The following is an 18701-nucleotide window of genomic DNA, read 5'->3' as shown; positions in this document are numbered from 1 at the left end:
GCCGTCAGGGCGTCGGGCGTTCCCCGCGTCACGACGGCTTGCCGGTCTCCAGCGACTGCAGGATCGCGGCGCCGAGCACCGCGGCCGACTGCGCCCCCGACACCGCCAGCTTGCGGTTGAGGATGAAGAAGGGCACGCCTTCGATGCCCTGGCGGCGCACGCCGGCGGCCATGCGCTCGACCTTGTCGATGTCCGCGCGTCCGTCCAGCCATTCACGCACCGCATCCCGGCGCTCGCCGCAGGCGGCGGCGATGTCGGCCAGCGTGTCCTTGTCGCCGAGGTCGCGCCCTTCCTGGAAGTGGGCCGCAAACAAGGCGCTGGCGAGCGCGGCGATGCGCGCCTGGGTCTGGCCCAGCGACTGCGCGCGATACATCAGGCGGTGCGCCTGCAAGGTGTTGGGGCGCGTCCGGATGCGCTCGAAGGCGTAGCTCAGGCCGTCTTCCGCGGCGGCCGCGCGCACCGTGTCGAGCACCGCCTCGGCCTTGATCGGGCCGCCGAACTTGGCCTCGAGAAATTCACGGTAGGGCTCGCCCGCGGCCGGGGTGTCGGGGTTGAGGAAGAAGGGCAGCCAGTTCACGCGCAGCTCGAGGTCGGGGCGCGAGGTCTTGAGCTCCGCCACGGCGCGGTCGAGGCGCACCTTGCCGAGGTAGCACCAGGGGCAGACGAAGTCGGAGACGAGGTCGATGTCGAGGATCATGGGGGGCTCACAGGAAACGGGCGATGAAGCAGGGCTGGGCGGGATCGGCCGCGGCCGGCAGCGGCAGCCAGACGCGCCGGCCACTGCCGGGGACGCGCTCGAGGGCGCGGCCGTCGGCGGCCAGCAGGCGGTCGAGGCGATGCTCGTGGTTGGCGCCGGGCTGCACGAATTCGAGCCGGTCGCCGACGCCGAAGCCGTTCTTGACCTCGACCTCGGCCAGGCCGCGCGCGGCATCGAAGCCCACCATCTCGCCCACCAGCAGGCTGCGGCCGGATTCGGAGTGGCCGCGCAGGTAGTTCTGGTGCTCGGGGGTGGCGTGGCGCTGGTAGAAGCCGTCGGTGTAGCCGCGGCTGGCCAGGCCCTCGAGCTCGCCGAGCAGGCGGGGGTCGAAGGGGCGGCCGGCGAGCGCGTCGTCGATCGCGCGGCGGTAGCCCTGGGCGGCGCGGGCGACGTAGTAGGGGCTCTTGGTGCGGCCCTCGATCTTCAGCGAATCGACGCCGATGTCCACCAGCCGCTGCACGTGCTCGATGGCGCGCAGGTCCTTCGAGTTGAGGATGTAGGTGCCGTGCTCGTCTTCCTCGATCGGCATCAGCTCGCCGGGCCGGGTGCCTTCTTCCAGCAGCCACACCTTGCTGCCGCCGATGTGGCGTGGCCCGCCACCGAGGGCCAGGCCCTGCGTGGTGTCGAGGCGGCTGCGAGTGGCGGTGCCGACCGCGCCGGCGTCCTGCGGGTTGCCGATCGGCGCGCTGCCGCAGGCGTGCACGTCGCCGGCGGCGTTCTCGCCCGCCTCGTGCAGCTTGTAGTCCCAGCGGCAGGAGTTGGTGCACGTGCCCTGGTTGGGGTCACGGTGGTTGAAGTAGCCCGACAGCAGGCAGCGGCCGGAATACGCGATGCACAGCGCGCCATGGACGAAGACCTCGAGCTCCATGTCCGGGCAGGCGTCGCGGATCTCGGCGACCTCGTCGAGCGACAGCTCGCGCGACAGGATGATGCGCTTGACCCCCACCGACTGCCAGAAGCGCACCGAGGCGTAGTTGGTGGTGTTGGCCTGCACCGACAGGTGGACATCCACCTCCGGCCAGCGCTCGCGCACCATCATGATCAGCCCGGGGTCGGCCATGATCAGCGCATCCGGCTTCATTGCGATGACCGGCGCCATGTCGTCCTCGAAAGTGCGCAGCTTGGCGTTGTGCGGGGTGATGTTGGCGACGAGGTAAAACAGCTTGCCGGCGGCATGGGCCTCGGCGATGCCGGCGGCGAGCGTGTCGAGCTGGCCGAAGCTGTTGTTGCGCACGCGCAGTGAGTAGCGCGGCTGGCCGGCGTAGACCGCATCCGCGCCGTAGGCGAAGGCGGTGCGCATCATGTCGAGGGTGCCGGCGGGGGCGAGCAGCTCGGGGCGGGGCAGGGGGGTGGCCATGGCGGCGGCGGGTGCGGACATCGACGGGCGGGGGCAGTCAAAGCCGCATTCTACCCGTCCAGCCCGCGCATTCCGCCGCTGCGCCGGCGCTCGCTGGCGGCGGTTTCAGTCGCCGTACTTTGGCCAGGCGGGCAGGCGCAGGTCGAGGAACAGGGCGAGCAGGCGCGAACCGGTGGCCGCGCCGATGCCGGCGAGCGTCGACAGCGGCAGCGGCAGGCCGATGGCGTCCAGCCCGAGGAACACCCCGCAGCCGAACAGCGCGCACAGCGCATAGGGGCGGTGGTCGCTATAGACCTTGGGGATCTCGTTGCACAGCACGTCGCGTGACACGCCGCCGAACACCGCGGTGATCACGCCCATCATCATCGACACCAGCACCGGCATGCCGGCGGCGTTGGCGATGGTGGCGCCCGAGATCGCGAACAGGCCCAGGCCGCAGGCGTCGGCGAACTCCATCAGGCCCTCGCCGAACTTGTGGCGCAGCGTCTTCAGCCACAGCGGGGTGGTCAGCACCATCGCCAGCACCAGCCACAGGTATTCCTGGTTCTGGATCCAGAAGAAGGGCTGGCGGTCGAGCAGGACGTCGCGCACCGTGCCGCCGCCGAAGGCGCTGACGAAGGCGACCGAGAACACGCCGACGATGTCCATGCGCTTGCGGGTGGCTTCGATCAGGCCGGACATGGCGAAGGCGATGGTGCCGCCGACTTCGATGGCGATCAGGAAGGGGTGGAGATTCATGTGCGGGCCAGGGGGCGTTGAGCGCGAAGGCGGGATGGTCGGGTGCGCAGGTTTGCGCTGACGCCCATGCTAACCCGCCGGCGTGCCGGCGTCCGCCTGTGCAAGCCAGCGCGCCGCACCCTGGGCGGCGGCGACCCCGGTGGCGAAGCAGGCGGTGAGCAGATAGCCGCCGGTGGGGGCCTCCCAGTCCAGCATCTCGCCGGCGACGAAGACGCCCGGGCGGGCGGTCAGCATCAGGTCGCCGGCCACCGCCTCGAAGCGCACGCCGCCGGCGCTGCTGATTGCCTCGTCGAGCGGGCGGGTGGCGACGAGGTGCAGCGGCAAGGCCTTGATGCCGGCGGCGAGGCGCACCGGATCGTCGAAATCGGCCTTCGGCAGGCATTCGCGCAGCAGGCCGGCCTTGACCCCCTTGATGCCGGCCTGGCCCTGCAGGTGGCTGGCCAGGGAGCGGCTGCCGCGCGGACGGGCGAGCTCGGCGGCGAGGCGCTCCAGGCTGCGTCCCGGCGCGAGGTCCAGATACAGCGTCACGCTGCCGAGTGCAGCGAGGGTGTCGCGCAGCGGCGCCGACAAGGCGTAGATCAGCCCGCCTTCGATGCCGGTGGCGGAAATCAGGCATTCGCCGGCGCGCTCGTGCGCCTGGCCGGCGGCGTCGGTGAAATGGGCGATCACCGATTTCAACGGCTGGCCGCGGAAGCGCTCGAGAAAATGCGCGCTCCAGCCGCGGCCGGCTGGCCTGCCCGTTTCGCCTGCGTCCGTGGCTTGGGCCAGGGCGTCCGGCGCGCCGACGTCGAAGCCGCAGTTGGCGGGCTGCAAGGCAGCGACATCGACACCGGTGTCACGCAGCAGCCGCACCCAGGCTCCGTCCGAGCCCAGCTTGGCCCAGCTGCCACCGCCCAGGGCCAGCACGAGGGCATCGGCCTCGATGATCCGCTCGCCGTCCGGGGTGGCGAAGCGCAGCCGCTGGCGGCGCGCGGACGTGGCCGGCGCGCTCGCCACCTGGCCTTGAGCGGGCGGCGTCCGGGCGTCCATCTGAGCTGCCGGGTTCTCGCCTTCCCAGCCCTGCCAGCGATGGCGCACGGCAAAACGCACGCCGGCCGCGCGCAGCCGCGCCAGCCAGGCGCGCAGCAGCGGCGCCGCCTTCATCTCGGTCGGGAACACCCGCCCCGATGTGCCGACGAAGGTCTCGATTCCCAGGCCATGCGCCCAGTCGCGCAAGGCCTGGGCGCCGAAGGCCTGCAGCATGGGGGTCAGTGCCGCGCGGCGTTGGCCGTAGCGCGACAGGAAGGGCTCGAGCGCCTCGCTATGGGTGAGGTTGAGGCCGCCGCGGCCGGCGAGCAGGAACTTGCGCCCGACCGAGGGCATGGCATCGAACACGGTCACGTCGAGGTCGGCAGCGGCCAGTGTCTCAGCAGCCATCAGGCCGGCAGGTCCACCGCCGATGACGGCGACGTGGTGGCGAGGGGCGACGCGCGCGCGCGGCGGCGACGTCGTCATGCTGTTTGCAGGTACATGGCGTGTGAGCCGGCGCGACCCAGGCAGGCCACCCGCCTAGGCCGCGGGAAAGCGACGGCGGAAGCCTTCCGGCACCGCGGCCTTGCGGCGCTCGACATAGTTGAAGAACACGACGCCGGTCTTGCCGCGCGCGACTTCCCGCCCGCTGGCCTCGTCCGACATGCGCCACACCAGGTCGCAGCCGAAGTCGTGGAAGTCGTCGGCGGCCATCTCCACCCGCATCGTTTCGCCGTGAAAGGCTTCGGAGCGGTATTGCAGCGCGGCGTCGGCGACGATGATGCCCAGGCCGTCGACGTCGAGCTCGGTGTAGCCCATCGATTGCAGGAAGCGCACCCGCGCCTCGGAGACGAGGCCGAGCAGTTGTGCGTTGTCGAGATGGTGGCCGTAGTTGATGTGCGAGATCAGCAGCGGGATGGTGGTGCTGAAGGGAAAACGGTCGGGCAGTGCGATGCGGACGCGGGCCATGGCGGGGCGGTTCGGGAGACGAACGTGAAAGGGGGCGGACAAGACGAAGAGGCCCGAGCGTAACGGCCCGGGCCTGGGTGGTGCAAGCGCAGCCCGGCAGCCGCGCCAGAGGCTTCAACCCTGCGGCGGAATGCGCAACACCTGGCCCGGGTAGATCTTGTCCGGGTGGCTCAGCATCGGCTTGTTGGCCTCGAAGATCAGCGGATACTTGTTGGCGTTGCCGTAGAACTTCTTGGCGATCGCCGACAGGGTGTCGCCGCGCGCCACGGTGTGGAACTGCGCCTCGGGCTCCGGATTGCTGACGCGGATCTGGTCATCGACCTCGGCGACGCCGGCGACGTTGCCGGCCGCGAGCAGGATCTTCTCCCTGGTGGCCTGGTCGGCGGCGGTGCCGGCCACGGTCACGACCGAGCGTGCGCCGTCGAAGCTGACGACGAGGTCGGCGGGCGCGAGCTGCATCGCCACGATGTAGTTCCTGATCGCCTCGGCGGCCTTGGCATTGGCGGCGGCCGGGTCTGCCGAGGCAGCCGCGGCCTTCGCCTCACCGCTGCCGAAGAGCTTCTCGCCGGCGTCCTTGATGAATGCAAAGAGTCCCATGTGAATCTCCTGTCGAGGTTGAATGGCGTGCTTCGCATTCAGCATAGGGGAGCGAAGGGGCCGCCGTCCATCGCGGGGAGCGAACCGCGGCGCGAGAGCCATGCATCAAGGTGGTGCGTGATCGTGACCTTGTCATTGAACGAAGCGTTGCCGGCTTTTTCGTGCACAAATATGGGGATCTTGATGCACAATTACGGGGATTTTGCGCGATAGCCTCGGGTTACACCGAGGCTATCGCGCGCGCGTGTCTGCTCACTCCACTCAACCTACAGGTTCACGAACATGAAATATCAGTCCCTCGAGGAGTTCCTGGCTTACGTCGAACAGCGCAACCCCGGCCAGCCCGAGTTTCTGCAGGCCGTCAGCGAAGTCATGGAGAGCCTGTGGCCCTTCATCTCCGCCAACACGCGCTACGCCGAGCATTCCCTCCTCGACCGCCTGATCGAGCCCGAGCGGGTGATCATGTTCCGCGTGTCGTGGGTGGATGACCGTGGCGACGTGCAGGTCAACCGCGGCTATCGCATCCAGCACAACTCGGCCATCGGCCCCTACAAGGGCGGCTTGCGCTTCCACCCCTCGGTGAACCTGTCGATCCTGAAGTTCCTCGCCTTCGAGCAGACCTTCAAGAACGCGCTCACCACGCTGCCGATGGGCGGCGGCAAGGGCGGCTCGGACTTCGATCCCAAGGGGCGCAGCCCGGGCGAGGTGATGCGCTTCTGCCAGGCCTTCATCAGCGAGCTGTATCGCCACGTCGGCCCCGACACCGACGTGCCGGCCGGCGACATCGGCGTCGGCGGTCGTGAGGTGGGCTTCATGGCCGGCATGATGAAGAAGCTGTCGAACAACGCCGCCTGCGTGTTCACCGGCAAGGGCTTGTCCTTCGGCGGCTCGCTGATCCGTCCGGAATCGACCGGCTACGGCACGGTGTACTTCGCCAACGCCATGCTCGAGCACGCCGGACGCGACTTCAAGGGCCTGCGCGTGGCGGTGTCGGGTTCGGGCAACGTCGCCCAGTACGCGATCGAGAAGCTGCTCGAGCTGGGCGCCAAGCCGATCACCTGCTCGGATTCGAGCGGCACCGTCATCGACGAGGAAGGCTTCAACGCCGAGAAGCTCGCCATCCTGATGGAGATCAAGAACCACTACTACGGCCGCGTCGCCGAGTATGCCGAGCGCGTCGGCGCCCGCTTCGAGCCCAACGTGCGCCCGTGGCACGTGCCGGTCGATGTTGCCCTGCCGTGCGCAACCCAGAACGAGCTCGACGGCAACGATGCCGCCACCCTGGTCAGGAACGGCGTGATCGCCGTGGCCGAGGGCGCCAACATGCCGAGCACGATCGAGGCGGTGAAGATCTTCGAGCACAACGCTGTGCTGTATGCGCCGGGCAAGGCCTCCAACGCCGGCGGTGTCGCCACCTCGGGCCTGGAGATGAGCCAGAACGCGATGCGCATGTCGTGGACGCGCGACGAGGTCGACGCCCGCCTGAAGGAGATCATGCTCGGCATCCACGCCGCCTGCCTCAAGTATGGCAAGCGCGAGGACGGCACCGTGAGCTACGCCGACGGCGCCAACGTCGCCGGCTTCGTCAAGGTCGCCGAAGCCATGCTGGCCCAGGGCGTGATCTGATCGCCTGATTGTCAGCCACCTCCCCGGTTGCGGCCGGGGTGTGCCAACCGCCTGTCGTGCCCCGCGCCGACAGGCGGTTTTGCGTTCACCGGCGGCCTGCGGGCGATCGGTTAAACTGCGGCCGATTTCACGCATCCAGGAAGCACAAGCCATGATCCAGGCCAGCATCGTCCCCGTCACCCCCTTCCAGCAGAACTGCAGCATCGTGTGGTGCGAGCGCACGAAGAAAGCGGCCGTGGTGGACCCCGGCGGCGACATCGAGCGCATCCTCGCCGCGGTGGCCAAGCTGGGGGTCAGCGTCGAGAAGATCCTCATCACCCATGGCCACATCGATCATGCCGGCGGCACGGCGAGGCTCGCGCGCGAGCTCGGCGTGCCGGTCGAGGGGCCGCAGGAGGAAGACCGCTTCTGGATCGAGGGCATGCCGCAGCAGAGCAAGATGTTCGGTTTCCCCGAGGTCGAGTCCTTCGAGCCCGACCGCTGGCTGCACGACGGCGACACGGTCACGGTTGGCGCGGAATCCTTCAAGGTCATCCACACGCCCGGCCACACGCCGGGCCATGTCGTCTTCGTGCACGAGGGCGCGCGCCTGGCGATCGTTGGCGACGTGCTGTTCGCCGGCTCCATCGGCCGCACCGACTTCCCGCGCGGCGACCACCAGACCCTGATCCATTCGATCCGCGACAAGCTGTTCACGCTCGGCGACGACATCACCTTCATCCCCGGCCACGGCCCGACCTCGACTTTCGGCGAGGAGCGCGAGAGCAACCCCTTCGTCGGCGCCTACGGCTGAGCCTGTTGCCCGCGATGGGTAGCGCCCCGGCATGGCCGCCGCCGGCGCGATTGTTCGGCGCGCCATTCCGGCGCAATATCCCCGTGTGAGCATTCATCCCCGGCCGGGCCGGGAATTCACCATCACAGGGGGCATGCAATGAGCAACGAAGAAGGCAGGAAGAAAGGCTACCAGTGGCGCTTCTTCCGCTCTGGTGGTTTCGACCAGGTGCGCATCGAGTCCGCGGACGATCTGCGCCATCTCGGCGAACTCGATCAGAAGCTGTGGTCGGTGCTGGCCTGCCCGACCTCCGGGCTGGAGTTCGATACGCGCACCCTGCAGCTGCTCGACGCCGACGGCGACGGACGCATCCGCGCGCCCGAGGTGGTCGCGGCGGTGCGCTGGGTGTGTGCCGTACTGAAGGACCCGGACGTGCTCTTCAAGGCGCGCGAGGCCTTGCCGCTGGCGGCGATCGACGGCGATCACCCCGAAGGCGCGCGGCTGCTGGCGACGGCAAAGAAGGTGCTGGCCTACATCGACAAGCCCGACGCCGACGCGATCTCGGTCGAGGATCTGGCCGACACCACGCGCCTGTTCGCGCCCGACCACTTCAACGGCGACGGCGTGGTACCGGCCGAGCTCACCACCGACGCCGCGCTGGTGAAGGCGATCGGGCTCATCATCGACTGCTTCGGCGCGGTCGAGGACCGCAGCGGAAAGCCCGGCGTCGACGCCGACAAGCTCGAGGCCTTCTTCACCGCGGCGCAGGCGGTTGCCGACTGGCATGCGCTGGCCGAGGCCAGCCCCGAGCGGATCCTGCCGCTGCAGGACGGCACCGAGGCCGCCGCCGCGGTGTTCGACGCGGTCAGCGCCAAGGTCGGGGATTTCTTCACCCGCTGCCGCCTCGCCGCCTTCGACGAGCGCGCCGCCGTTGCCTTGAACCCTGCCGATACCGTCTATCAGGGCCTGTCCGAGCAGATGCTGGATGCCGGGACCGAAGGCGTTGCCGCGCTGCCGCTGGCCCAGGTGGCGGCGGGCCGCGCGCTGCCGCTGGTCGAGGGCCTGAATCCGGCCTGGGAGGGGCGCATCGCCGCGCTGCGCGAGCAGGTCGTCAAGCCCATCCTGGGCGAGCGCAGCGCGCTCACGCAGGCCGAGTGGCAGGACCTGACCGCCCGCTTTGCCGCCTACCGCGAGTGGCTGGCGGCACGGCCGGCGTCGCCGGTGGCGGCGATTGCGCTGGCGGAGCTGCGCGCGCTCCTTGACGGCGACACCCAGGCGAAGCTGAGCGCGCTGATCGAGCAGGACCTGGGCGCCGAGACCGCGGCCGCCCAGGTCGATGCGATCGAGCGCCTCACGCGCTACAACCGCGACCTGGTCACGCTGCTGCGCAACTTCGTCACCCTGAGCGACTTCTACGGCGCGCACGAGAAGGCCATCTTCCAGGCCGGCACGCTGTATCTCGACCAGCGCAGCTGCGAGCTCTGCCTGCGGGTGGCGGACATGGGCCGCCACGCCACGCTGGCGCCGCTGTCGGGCACCTACCTGGTGTATTGCAATTGCGTCCGCCAGGGCGAGGCGCCGATGACCATCGTCGCTGCGATGACCGGTGGCGACGCCGACGAGATGATGGTGCCGGGCCGCAACGGGGTGTTCTACGACCGCCAGGGGCGCGACTGGAACGCCAGCGTGGTGCAGGTGGTCGAGGCGCCGATCAGCGTGCGCCAGGCCTTCTGGTCGCCCTACAAACGGGTCGCGCGCATGATCGGCGAGCAGATCCAGAAGTTTGCCGCCTCGCGCGACCAGGCGGTCGAGGCGCGTGCGGCAGCCGGCGTCGCCGAGGCCGGGGCCAAGGTCGAGGCGCCGGCAGCAGCCCCGGCCGCGCCCGCGCAGGCCTTCGACATCGCCAAGTTCGCCGGTATCTTCGCCGCCATCGGCCTCGCCCTGGGTGCCCTTGGCACGGCACTGGCGGCCGTGGTGTCGGGCTTCCTGTCGCTGCCGGGCTGGCAGATGCCGCTCGTCATCGTCGGCATCGTGCTGCTGATCTCGGGGCCGTCGATGCTGCTTGCCTGGCTCAAGCTGCGCCAGCGCAACCTCGGGCCGCTGCTCGATGCCAACGGCTGGGCGGTCAACACCCGGGCACGCATCAACATCCCCTTCGGCGGCGCGCTCACCGGCGTGGCCGCACTGCCGCCGGGTGCCTCGCGTTCGCTCGCCGACCCCTACGCCGAAAAGCAGCGCCCGTGGGGCACCTACCTGTTCCTGCTGCTGGTCATCGTGGTTGCGATCGTGCTGTGGCGCCAGGGCGTGTACGAGCGCTTCCTCGGCTAAGTGGCGGTGCGCCTCGTCAGGCGGGCGCGTAGGGGCGCCAGCGCCTGACGGCGGGGGGCGAGGCGGGCCGGTGATCGGCTATGCTTCGCCCCCATGCTCGCCTTCATCCAGGTCCTCACCAGCGGAATCGCGATCGGCTGTGTCTATGGCCTGGTCGCGCTGTCCTTTGTCCTGATCTACAAGGCGGCCGAGACCGTCAGCTTCATGCAGGGCGACCTGCTGATGCTGGGCGCCTTCACGGCGCTCGGCCTGCATCTGGCGGCCGGCTGGCCGCTGCTTGCCGCCGCCATTGCCGCGGTGCTGGCGGTGGCGCTGCTGGGGGCGGCGCTCGAGCGCGTCGTGTTGCGGCGCGCGCTCGGCCAGCCCCACCTCGTCGCGGTGCTGCTCACCTTCGGGCTGGGCATGATGATGCGTGGCAGCGTGGCCTCGGTGCCGGCGGCGGCGCAGGAGGTCCACCGTCTGCCCTTTGCCGCCGACACCTTTGCCGTCGGGCCGCTGGTGCTGGCCACCAGCCACGTCTGGGTGGTGCTCGCCACGGTACTGCTGGCGGCCGCGCTGGCGGCCTTCTTCCGCTTCACGCGCGCAGGGCTGGCGCTGCGCGCCTGTTCCGAGGATGCGCGCATCGCCGCCCTGATGGGTGTGCCGGTGGCGCGCATGCATGTGCTCGCCTGGGCGCTGGGGGCGGGGCTGGCGGCCTGCGCTGGCCTGCTGCTGGCGCCGATCACCTTTGTACACCTCAACATGGGCTTCATCGCGCTGAAGGCGTTTCCAGCCGCGGTGCTGGGCGGGCTCACCAGCCTGCCCGGCGCGCTGCTGGCGGGCATCTTTCTCGGTGTGGCGGAGGCGGTCGCCGGCCTGGTGCTGCCCGAGGGGGTGAAGGACGTCGTGCCCTATGTGTTGCTGATGCTGGCCCTGCTGCTGTTCCCGAATGGTCTCGGCGCAGGTCTTGGCGGCGCGCTGCGGCGGCGCGGGGGCGGGCGGTGACGGTCCTGCGCGGCGGGCTGCGCCTGCTGCTGCCGTGGATGGCGATCATGGCGCTGGCGGTGTATGCGCTGGGCGCCGACTATGCGTTCGGCAAGGCGACGATGGTGATCACCTACGCGATCGCCGGCCTCGGCGTGGTGATCGTGGTCGGCCAGGCGGGGCAGATCGCCCTCGGCCAGGCGGCGCTGGTGGCGCTTGGCGCCTATGCGCAGGCGGCGCTGGTGCAGCGCGGCATCCCGCCCGTGCTGGCGCTGCCGGCGGCAGTACTGGCCGGACTGGTGGGCGGTGCCCTCGCCAGCCTGCCGGCGCGCCGCCTGGGCGGGCTGTATTTCGGCATGAGCACCCTCGCCTTCGCCCTCATCGTGGAAGAGGGCCTGGCGCGCTGGGAGTCGGTCACCCACGGTGCCGCGGGCATGGCGGTGGGCAGCTTCGGCATGCTGGGCTGGCGCGCCGAGTCGACGCTGGCGCAGGCGCTGGTGAGCCTGGCGGCGCTCGCGGTCGCGCTGCTGTTGTGCGCGCGCCTGCTGGCGTCGCGCCACGGCCGCGCGTGGCGCGCGGTGCGCGACGACGAGGTGGCGGCGGCCGCCTGCGGCGTGGCGCCGGCGGCCGCCAAGATGCAGGCCTTCATGGTCGGCGGTGCGCTGTCGGGCCTGGCCGGCGCGCTCTACGCGCACTGGATCGGCTTCATCAGCCCGGAGCAGTTCGGCCTGATGTTCTCCTTCGAGTTGTTGATGCTGGCGTTCATCGGCGGCGCGCGCCACCTGGGCGGCGCCTTGTGGGGTGCCCTGGTGATCGTCGCCATCCCGCAGGTGATCGCGCTGCTGCGTGATCAGCTACCCGGCGAGTGGGCGCGCGCGGCGGGGCTGGAGCTGGTGCTGTTCGGCGCGGTGATCGTCGCCGTGGTGCTGCTGCGTCCGGCGGGCATCGCCGGCGCGGGGTCGCGCTGAGCGCTTCGTTCGTGGCCACCTCCGGGCGCGTGCAGGAGCGCTGTGGCGGGCGGGGCGCAGCGCCAGCCGACGGGCCCTTGATGCGTGAATTGACTGCAATTATGAACGCCCAGACAATCCCGACACTCGCGTCGTGCCGGGTCGTGTTGCCTTGTGTGGGGGCATCGCGCCACGGCACCGGCCCCATCAGGAGACCCGAATCGTGAACACCTTGCGTTCCCTGGCGCTCGCCGCGCTGTCCTGCCTCGCCCTGAGCGCGCCGGTGGCGGCCGCGCCCGGGGTGAGCGCCAACGAGATCGTGGTCGGCACGGTGTCCGACCTGTCCGGGCCGATCGCCATGCTCGGCGTGCCGGTGCGCGACGGCATGCTGATGCGCTTCGACGAGGTCAATGCCGGTGGTGGCGTCCATGGGCGGCGCATCCGCCTGGTGGTCGAGGACGCCGGCTACGATCCCAAACGCGCCGTGCTCGCCGCGCGCAAGCTGGTGCAGCGCGACCAGGCCTTCGCCTTCATCGCCAACATGGGCACGCCGGTGGTGATGGCGACGATGCCGATCATCGTCGACGCCGGCCGCCTGCACCTGTTTCCCTTCTCGCCGCATCGCGCCACCTACGAGCCGCTGCACCCGCTCAAGTTCCAGAACTTCGCGCCCTACTTCGACTACATGGAGGCGGCCACCCGCCACATGGTCGAGCAGCGCGGTTACGCGCGCACCTGCCTGCTGTACCAGGACGACGACTATGGCCTGGAGGTGATGAAGGGGGTCGAGGCGGCGCTCACTCGCCTCGATCGCGAGCTGGTCGAGCGCACCAGCTACAAGCGCGGCGCCACCGATCTGTCGAGCCAGATCGCCCGCCTGCGTGCGGCGCGCTGCGACTTCGTCGTGCTCGCCACCGTGGTGCGCGAGACGGTGGCGGCGATGGCCGAGGCGCGCAAGATCGGCTGGGAGGTGGACATGCTGGTCACGGCCTCCGGTTATTCCGCGCAAACCCATGAGCTGGGCGGCGCGGCGGTGGAGGGCCTGTATGGCGTGTCGGTGCTGCCCCACCCCTATGCCGAAGGGGCCAATAGCCAGCTCGCGGCCTGGATCGAGCGCTACCGCGCGCGCTTCAAGGCCGAGCCCAATGTGTGGAGCGTGATGGGCTACACCCTGGCCGACCTCTTCGTGCGCACCGCCGAGGCCACTGGCCGCGAGCTGACGCCGGACGCCTTCGCGCGCACCCTCGAGCGCATGACCTTCTCGCGTGACTACTTCGGCAGCCCGAGCTACCGCTTCACGCCCGAGGATCACCTCGGCAACCGTCATGGCCGCCTGGCGCAGATCCGCGACGGGCGCTGGCAGCTAATCAGCGATTACCTGGAGTGATCGCGGCGCGCCCGGGTGCGCCGCACGACGGCCGCCGGATGCGTTACGCTTGAGACGTTGCCAAGATCCTCGCCGCTCCGATGACCGCTCCGCGCACCATCACCGTCGCCTTCACCGGCGCCTCAGGCCTGCCCTACGGCGTTCGCCTGGTCGAATGCCTGCTGCAGGCGGGCTGCCGCGTGTGGTTGCTGTACTCGCAGGTGGCGCAGATCGTCGCCCGCCAGGAGATGGGCTGGAACCTGCCGGCGCGCCCGGCGGAGGTCGAGGCCGAGCTGTCAGCCCGTTTCAATGCCGCCCCCGGCGCCCTGCGCGTGTTCGGTCGTGAGGAATGGTTCGCGCCGCCTGCCTCGGGCTCCAATCCGCCCGACGCCATGGTGGTGTGCCCGTGCACGATGGCGACACTGGCCGCCATTGCCGGCGGCCTGAGCCAGAACCTCATCGAGCGCGCCGCCGACGTCGTCATCAAGGAAGGCCGCAAGCTGGTGCTGGTGCCGCGCGAGACGCCTTATTCGGCGATCCATCTCGACAACATGCTCAGGCTGGCCCGCCTGGGCGTGTGCATCCTGCCGCCCAACCCGGGCTTCTACCACCACCCGCAGACCGTGCAGGACCTGGTCGACTTCGTCGTCGCCCGCATCCTGGACCAGCTCGGCGTCGCGCATGCGCTGATGGCGCGCTGGGGCGAGGACCGCCTGGGCGCCGCCACCGATGGGCTGGATCATGCCTGAAGCTCGGTGCGCGACGCCCGCCGCAGGTGTGTCACAGGGAGTCTCGTCATGACCGATCACATTCGCCTGCCGCTGTTTCCGCTCAAGACCGTGCTGTTTCCGGGCGGGGTGCTGCCGCTGCGCGTGTTCGAGCCGCGCTACATGGACATGGTCACCCGCTGCATGCGCGAGGGGGCGAGCTTCGGCGTCTGCCTGATCGCCGCCGGCGAGGAGGTGGGCGAGGCCGCGGTGCCGCATCCGGTGGGCACCGAGGCTCGCATCGAGCAATGGGACATGGCGCAGGCCGGGGTCCTCAACCTGGTCACGCGTGGTGGGGCGCGGTTTCGCATCGAGGACCACGAGCTCGAGCGTGACGGCCTGCTCGTGGCCAGCGTGCGCTGGCTCGAGGAGCCGCCCGCCGAGGCCGTGCCCGAGGCCCAGGCCGACATGCTGCCCCTGCTCAGGACCATCATCGCCGAACTCGGCGAGCGCCTGCCGCCGCCGCATCATTTCGACGACGCCGGCTGGGTGGGGGCGCGCTACACCGAGCTGCTGCCCATTCCACTGCTGGCCAAGCAGAAGCTGCTCGAGCTCGACGACCCGCTCGGCCGGCTCGAGATCCTGCAGCAGTACCTGCGCGAGCACGGTCTGCTGCCCAACCTCGCCTGAGCGTGGTCCGGGCTGCCCCGCGCCTCAATCGGTGAACAGGTCGGGGTGGGCGAGGGCGCCGAGGATGCGACGCACCGGGGTGGGCAGGGCGGCGGCGTCGAGCGCATGCAGCGGCTGCCAGTGCGCGTCATCGGCTTCCGCCACCCGGTGTGCGCCTGGCCGCCCGCCGCTGCCCGGCCCGCCATCGACCTGCAGCAGCAGCGGCTGCATGTCGAGCACGAAATGGGTGAAGGTATGGCTCAGCGGCGTCAGGCGGGCGGCGGGTGCGCAACTGAGGCCGAAGCGGGCGCCGGCCCAGCGCGCGGCGTCCTCGACCTCGGGCGGCAGCTCGGGCAGGGCCAGCAGGCCGCCCCAGATGCCGCTCGGCGGCCGGCGCTCGAGCAGCACCTCGCGCTCGCGCACGATGACGGCGTAGCGCGCGCTGCGCCGCGGCACGGCCTTGCGTGGCCGCGCGGCGGGCAACTCGGCGATGCGGCCGTCGCGGCGGGCGACGCAGTCGTCGTGAAAGGGACAGCGGCCGCAGGCCGGCCGCGCACGGGTGCACAGCGTGGCCCCGAGGTCCATCTGGGCCTGGATGTAGCGCCCGACCTCGCGCTCGGGGAGCAGGGATTCGGCCAGCGCCCACAACTGGTTCTCCACCGCCCTGGCGCCGGGAAAGCCCTCCACCCCGAACAGGCGGCACAGCACGCGCTTGACGTTGCCGTCGAGGATGGCCGCGCGCTCGCCATGGGCGAAGGCGGCAATCGCGGCGGCGGTCGAGCGGCCGACGCCGGGCAGGGTGGCGATTTCGGCTGCGGTGCGCGGGAAGATGCCGCCGTGGGTGTCGACGATGCACTGCGCGGCGCGGTGCAGGTTGCGCGCGCGGGCGTAGTAGCCCAGCCCGCTCCACAGCGCCATCACATCCTCCACCGGCGCGGCCGCGAGCGCGGCCACGTCGGGAAAGCGCGCCAGGAAACGCTGGTAGTAGGGGATCACGGTCTCGACCTGCGTCTGTTGCAGCATGATCTCGGACAACCAGATGCGGTAGGGGTCGGTGCCGCCCTGCCAGGGCAGATCGTGGCGTCCGTGATCGCGTTGCCAGGCGATCAGGCGCCGCGCTAAATCACTCATGTCGCGGTTTTTCCAGTGTTTTTAAAGCGATGTTGAGCCTATTGCTCTCGACGTGCCGCGCCGGCACGAGGATAATCCGCGCTTCTTTCGCATTGCAACAGAGCGCGGGACGACCGTGCCGACCATTCTCCATGACCCAACAGACCTTCTCGGGCGAGGATTTCTCGCGCCGCTTCCGCAACGCGCTCGGCATGTTCGCCACCGGCATCACCGTGGTGACCACGCGCAGCCCGGCCGGTGAGGCGATCGGCCTCACGGTGAATTCCTTCAACTCGGTGTCGCTCGACCCGCCGCTGATCGTGTGGAGCCTGTCGAACGACCTGCCCAGCCGCAGCGTGTTCGAAGGCTGCGAATACTACGCGATCAACGTGCTCGCCGAGGACCAGGCCGAACTGTCGCAACGCTTCGCCAGCCGCCTCGACGACAAGTTCGCCGGACTCGACTTCGAGACCGGGGTGGGGGGTATCCCGCTGCTGAAGGGCTGCTGCGCCCGTTTCGAGTGCCGCAACACCGTGCGCCACGAAGGCGGTGACCACCTCGTCTTCATCAGCGAGGTGCTGAGCTTCGATCGAGAGGATCGCCAGCCCCTGCTCTATTTCGCCGGCGGCTATCGCCGCCTCGCCGGCTGACCCTGTCCTGCGCCGTCTGGCGCGAGGCCGCTCAGGCGCGCTTGCGCCCGCGCGGCTCCTCGTGCAGCTCGACGCGGTAGGGCAGCGAAGGATCGCAGGCCACGGCCAGCATCGACAGCCGACGCAGGGCCGCATCGTGGTCTTCGGGTGCGAGCGTGGCGCACAGCGCCTCGCGACAGAAGGCGCCTTCGGAGTGGAAGTTCCAGGCCCCGGCCGGAATCATCGCGCAGTCGGCAATCACGCCGTCGGCCACGCGCACCCAGGCCAGCAGCACGCCGCGTGCCGTCTCCACCCGCGCCACGCCGATGCCGGGCGCGGCCTGCGCAGCGTCGACCAGCGGCGCGACGTCGTCGGTGAACGGGTAGCGCATCCGGCTCGCGCAGTCGCCCACTTCGATCGCCTTGGCGAACAGGCGGGCCGACACGCGATGGCCGCGCTCTAGCAGCAGGCGCACCAGCGGCGAGGCCGCGTGGCGGGCGAGGGGGCCGGTCTCGGCCGCCTCGCCGTGATAGGTCGGGCGCATGACGAACTCGGCCGGCGGCCAGGTGCCGATCTCGTTGGCCCAGGCGGCGGCGCTCAGCGTGCCGAGCAGAGGGACGGGCCGCGGCTTGGGCGCGGCCGAGGCCCCCAGGGCGATCAGCTCGCCCAGCACCGTGCCGAGGCTGCCACCGGCGTTAAGGCGCTCGATGAACTCGCCGATGCCGTGCGGCATGCGGATCTGGTTGAAGAAGCCGGCCAGCATCTCGCGCGCCACCAGGTCGAGAATCTCGCCGCCGAGGGCAAAGGCGGCCTCGGCGCTGGTGTCGGTGTTGAGCGTGAGGCGGCGATGGAACTCGGCGAAATGGCTGTAGCGGGGCTCAAAGCCGAAGTAGGGCGGCCAGTCGATGAGCAAGCGGCGCAGGTGCGAGTCGGCCGCTTCCGCGGCGAGCGTGCGTTCGGTCGCGATCTGGCTGTCGAGCGCCGGTGCCGGCTGTCCCTCGGCGGCCGCGGCGGCAAGGCAGACGGCGCAGGCATGGGCGCGCGGACTATGACTGGCCTGCTCGAGCAGCAGGTCGGCTGCGGCGTCGGGGCTGAGGCCGATCACGCTGCTGCCCATCCAGGCCCGCCGTGGCAGGTCGATCACGACCTTGGTGATGACTCCGCCGCTGCGTGTCGCGCGAATGCGGATGAGGTCTTCGCCCGCGGCGTCGTGTGTGTTCATGCTCGAGTTCATTCGGATTCCGTTTGCAGGCGCAAGGATAACGCGTGTGAGCACCCGAGGTGGGTGCGATCGCGCTGCCGCCGCGCAAAATTCTGTCGGTGCCGGGCTTTCGCCTGCGGCCATGGCACGCATCACGCCGGGCCCTCGCGAAATGCCCCAGAATCCGCGACGGTGCTAGAATCCGCGCCGTAGACCGGACATTCCATATTCCACTCACACCAACACACACCAATCGAGGAAGAGCATGAACAAAGGTGAATTCGTCGAGGCCCTGGCCGACCGTCTGGATGTTTCCCGTGCGCAGGCCGACCGTGCGCTGTCGGCCATGCTCGACATCATTGCCGAGCAACTGGGCAAGGGCGAGAAGGTCGCGTTCACCGGTTTCGGTTCCTTCGAGGTCTCCGAGCGCGCTGCGCGCACCGGCCGCAATCCGCAGACCGGCGCCACGATCGAGATCGCAGCCTCGAACGTGCCCAAGTTCACCGCCGGCGCCACGCTGAAGGCCGCGGTCAACAAGTAAGCAGCGCAAACAAGCGGGGGCGTCCTCTGCAGGGCGGATCGGCACGATGGCGTGCCGATCCGCCTTTTGTTTTGTTTTTCAAAGATTTTTCGCCACAGCACGGCGCGAAGCGGTTATACTGCGCGTCGTTGTGCAATGCAGCAGCAGGGCCGCCGCGGTTTGATGCCGCGGATCGCGGGACGAAGACGTCACCGCATTCAGGCCCGAGGGACTGTAACCACAGCCCCATCGCCCCCGACCTCCCTCCGAATTCATTCGTTCTTCCGATCGTCTGGCTCGTGACAACCGGTTGGTGCCGATGCGCGGTCCTTCCAGCAAATCTGGACTGACCGGCCACGCCCATCGCGTTCGTCGCAACTGCGATCCCGCAACCATGCTTGCCATCCGCAAGCCGGCTGCGGCGCGATGTCTTTGAG

General features: G+C 70.0%; 18 protein-coding genes. 10 read left to right on the top strand and 8 right to left on the bottom strand.

All coding sequences use genetic code 11. The features are described from left to right. Positions 1–28 precede the first annotated feature (28 nt). The 6 genes from PLC66_RS09105 to lysM form a co-directional block, all read right to left on the bottom strand. Complete coding sequence (locus PLC66_RS09105; RefSeq protein WP_324539563.1) at positions 29–697, bottom strand: DsbA family oxidoreductase; 669 nt, start codon at positions 695–697, stop codon at positions 29–31. A 7-nt stretch (positions 698–704) separates the two neighbouring features. Then, entirely contained in the window at positions 705–2114 is a 1410-nt protein-coding gene (gene trhP / locus PLC66_RS09100) for a prephenate-dependent tRNA uridine(34) hydroxylase TrhP (protein ID WP_324539647.1), read from the bottom strand. 105 nt (positions 2115–2219) lie between these two features. After that, the gene (locus PLC66_RS09095; RefSeq protein WP_324539561.1) at positions 2220–2852 is read right to left on the bottom strand and encodes a trimeric intracellular cation channel family protein; all 633 of its coding nucleotides are present in this window, start codon (positions 2850–2852) and stop codon (positions 2220–2222) included. Between the two features lie 69 nt (positions 2853–2921). Then, a complete protein-coding gene (locus PLC66_RS09090; RefSeq protein WP_324539559.1) occupies positions 2922–4346 on the bottom strand; it encodes a TIGR03862 family flavoprotein in 1425 nt (474 codons plus the stop codon). A 54-nt stretch (positions 4347–4400) separates the two neighbouring features. Further along, positions 4401–4829 carry an acyl-CoA thioesterase gene (locus PLC66_RS09085; RefSeq protein WP_324539557.1) on the bottom strand — a complete coding sequence of 143 codons (429 nt, stop codon included), beginning with the start codon at positions 4827–4829 and terminating at the stop codon, positions 4401–4403. Positions 4830–4943: 114 nt separating this feature from the next. Beyond that, complete coding sequence (gene lysM, locus PLC66_RS09080; RefSeq protein ID WP_324539555.1) at positions 4944–5426, bottom strand: peptidoglycan-binding protein LysM; 483 nt, start codon at positions 5424–5426, stop codon at positions 4944–4946. A 282-nt stretch (positions 5427–5708) separates the two neighbouring features. On the opposite strand from lysM, the gene gdhA reads away from it, so the two are divergent. The 8 genes from gdhA to PLC66_RS09040 all read left to right on the top strand — a co-directional run bounded on the left by gdhA (position 5709) and on the right by PLC66_RS09040 (position 14825). Next, complete coding sequence (gene gdhA, locus PLC66_RS09075; RefSeq protein ID WP_324539553.1) at positions 5709–7052, top strand: NADP-specific glutamate dehydrogenase; 1344 nt, start codon at positions 5709–5711, stop codon at positions 7050–7052. A 151-nt stretch (positions 7053–7203) separates the two neighbouring features. Further along, positions 7204–7845 (top strand): MBL fold metallo-hydrolase, encoded by a 642-nt coding sequence (locus PLC66_RS09070; RefSeq protein WP_324539551.1) that lies wholly within the window; start codon positions 7204–7206, stop codon positions 7843–7845. A 138-nt stretch (positions 7846–7983) separates the two neighbouring features. Next, the gene (locus PLC66_RS09065) at positions 7984–10152 is read left to right on the top strand and encodes a hypothetical protein (RefSeq protein WP_324539549.1); all 2169 of its coding nucleotides are present in this window, start codon (positions 7984–7986) and stop codon (positions 10150–10152) included. A 93-nt stretch (positions 10153–10245) separates the two neighbouring features. Further along, entirely contained in the window at positions 10246–11136 is an 891-nt protein-coding gene (locus PLC66_RS09060; RefSeq protein ID WP_324539547.1) for a branched-chain amino acid ABC transporter permease, read from the top strand. 38 nt (positions 11137–11174) lie between these two features. After that, positions 11175–12083 carry a branched-chain amino acid ABC transporter permease gene (locus PLC66_RS09055; RefSeq protein WP_324539645.1) on the top strand — a complete coding sequence of 303 codons (909 nt, stop codon included), beginning with the start codon at positions 11175–11177 and terminating at the stop codon, positions 12081–12083. 202 nt (positions 12084–12285) lie between these two features. Next, positions 12286–13449: an ABC transporter substrate-binding protein gene (locus PLC66_RS09050; protein WP_324539545.1), complete on the top strand. Its 1164-nt coding sequence runs from the start codon at positions 12286–12288 to the stop codon at positions 13447–13449. A gap of 80 nt (positions 13450–13529) precedes the next feature. After that, entirely contained in the window at positions 13530–14177 is a 648-nt protein-coding gene (locus tag PLC66_RS09045) for a flavin prenyltransferase UbiX (protein ID WP_324539544.1), read from the top strand. A gap of 48 nt (positions 14178–14225) precedes the next feature. Beyond that, the gene (locus PLC66_RS09040; protein ID WP_324539541.1) at positions 14226–14825 is read left to right on the top strand and encodes an LON peptidase substrate-binding domain-containing protein; all 600 of its coding nucleotides are present in this window, start codon (positions 14226–14228) and stop codon (positions 14823–14825) included. 24 nt (positions 14826–14849) lie between these two features. On the opposite strand, the gene mutY is transcribed toward PLC66_RS09040, so the two are convergent. Beyond that, the gene (gene mutY, locus PLC66_RS09035) at positions 14850–15935 is read right to left on the bottom strand and encodes an A/G-specific adenine glycosylase (protein ID WP_324539539.1); all 1086 of its coding nucleotides are present in this window, start codon (positions 15933–15935) and stop codon (positions 14850–14852) included. Positions 15936–16066: 131 nt separating this feature from the next. Between mutY and PLC66_RS09030 the strand changes: the two genes are divergently transcribed. Continuing rightward, positions 16067–16564: a flavin reductase family protein gene (locus PLC66_RS09030; protein ID WP_324539537.1), complete on the top strand. Its 498-nt coding sequence runs from the start codon at positions 16067–16069 to the stop codon at positions 16562–16564. A 31-nt stretch (positions 16565–16595) separates the two neighbouring features. Here PLC66_RS09030 and PLC66_RS09025 read toward each other — a convergent pair whose 3' ends face one another. Further along, entirely contained in the window at positions 16596–17765 is a 1170-nt protein-coding gene (locus PLC66_RS09025; protein ID WP_324539535.1) for a hypothetical protein, read from the bottom strand. Positions 17766–17964: 199 nt separating this feature from the next. Here PLC66_RS09025 and PLC66_RS09020 point away from each other — a divergent pair, with 199 nt between their 5' ends. Further along, positions 17965–18285, top strand: a complete 321-nt coding sequence (locus PLC66_RS09020) for an HU family DNA-binding protein (protein WP_324539643.1) — start codon at positions 17965–17967, stop codon at positions 18283–18285. Positions 18286–18701 lie beyond the last annotated feature (416 nt).

This window comes from Thauera sp. (assembly GCF_035444905.1).
Taxonomy (GTDB): Bacteria; Pseudomonadota; Gammaproteobacteria; order Burkholderiales; family Rhodocyclaceae; genus Thauera.
Note: the sequence above shows the minus strand (reverse complement) of the source record. Positions and strands in the feature narration are given on the sequence as shown.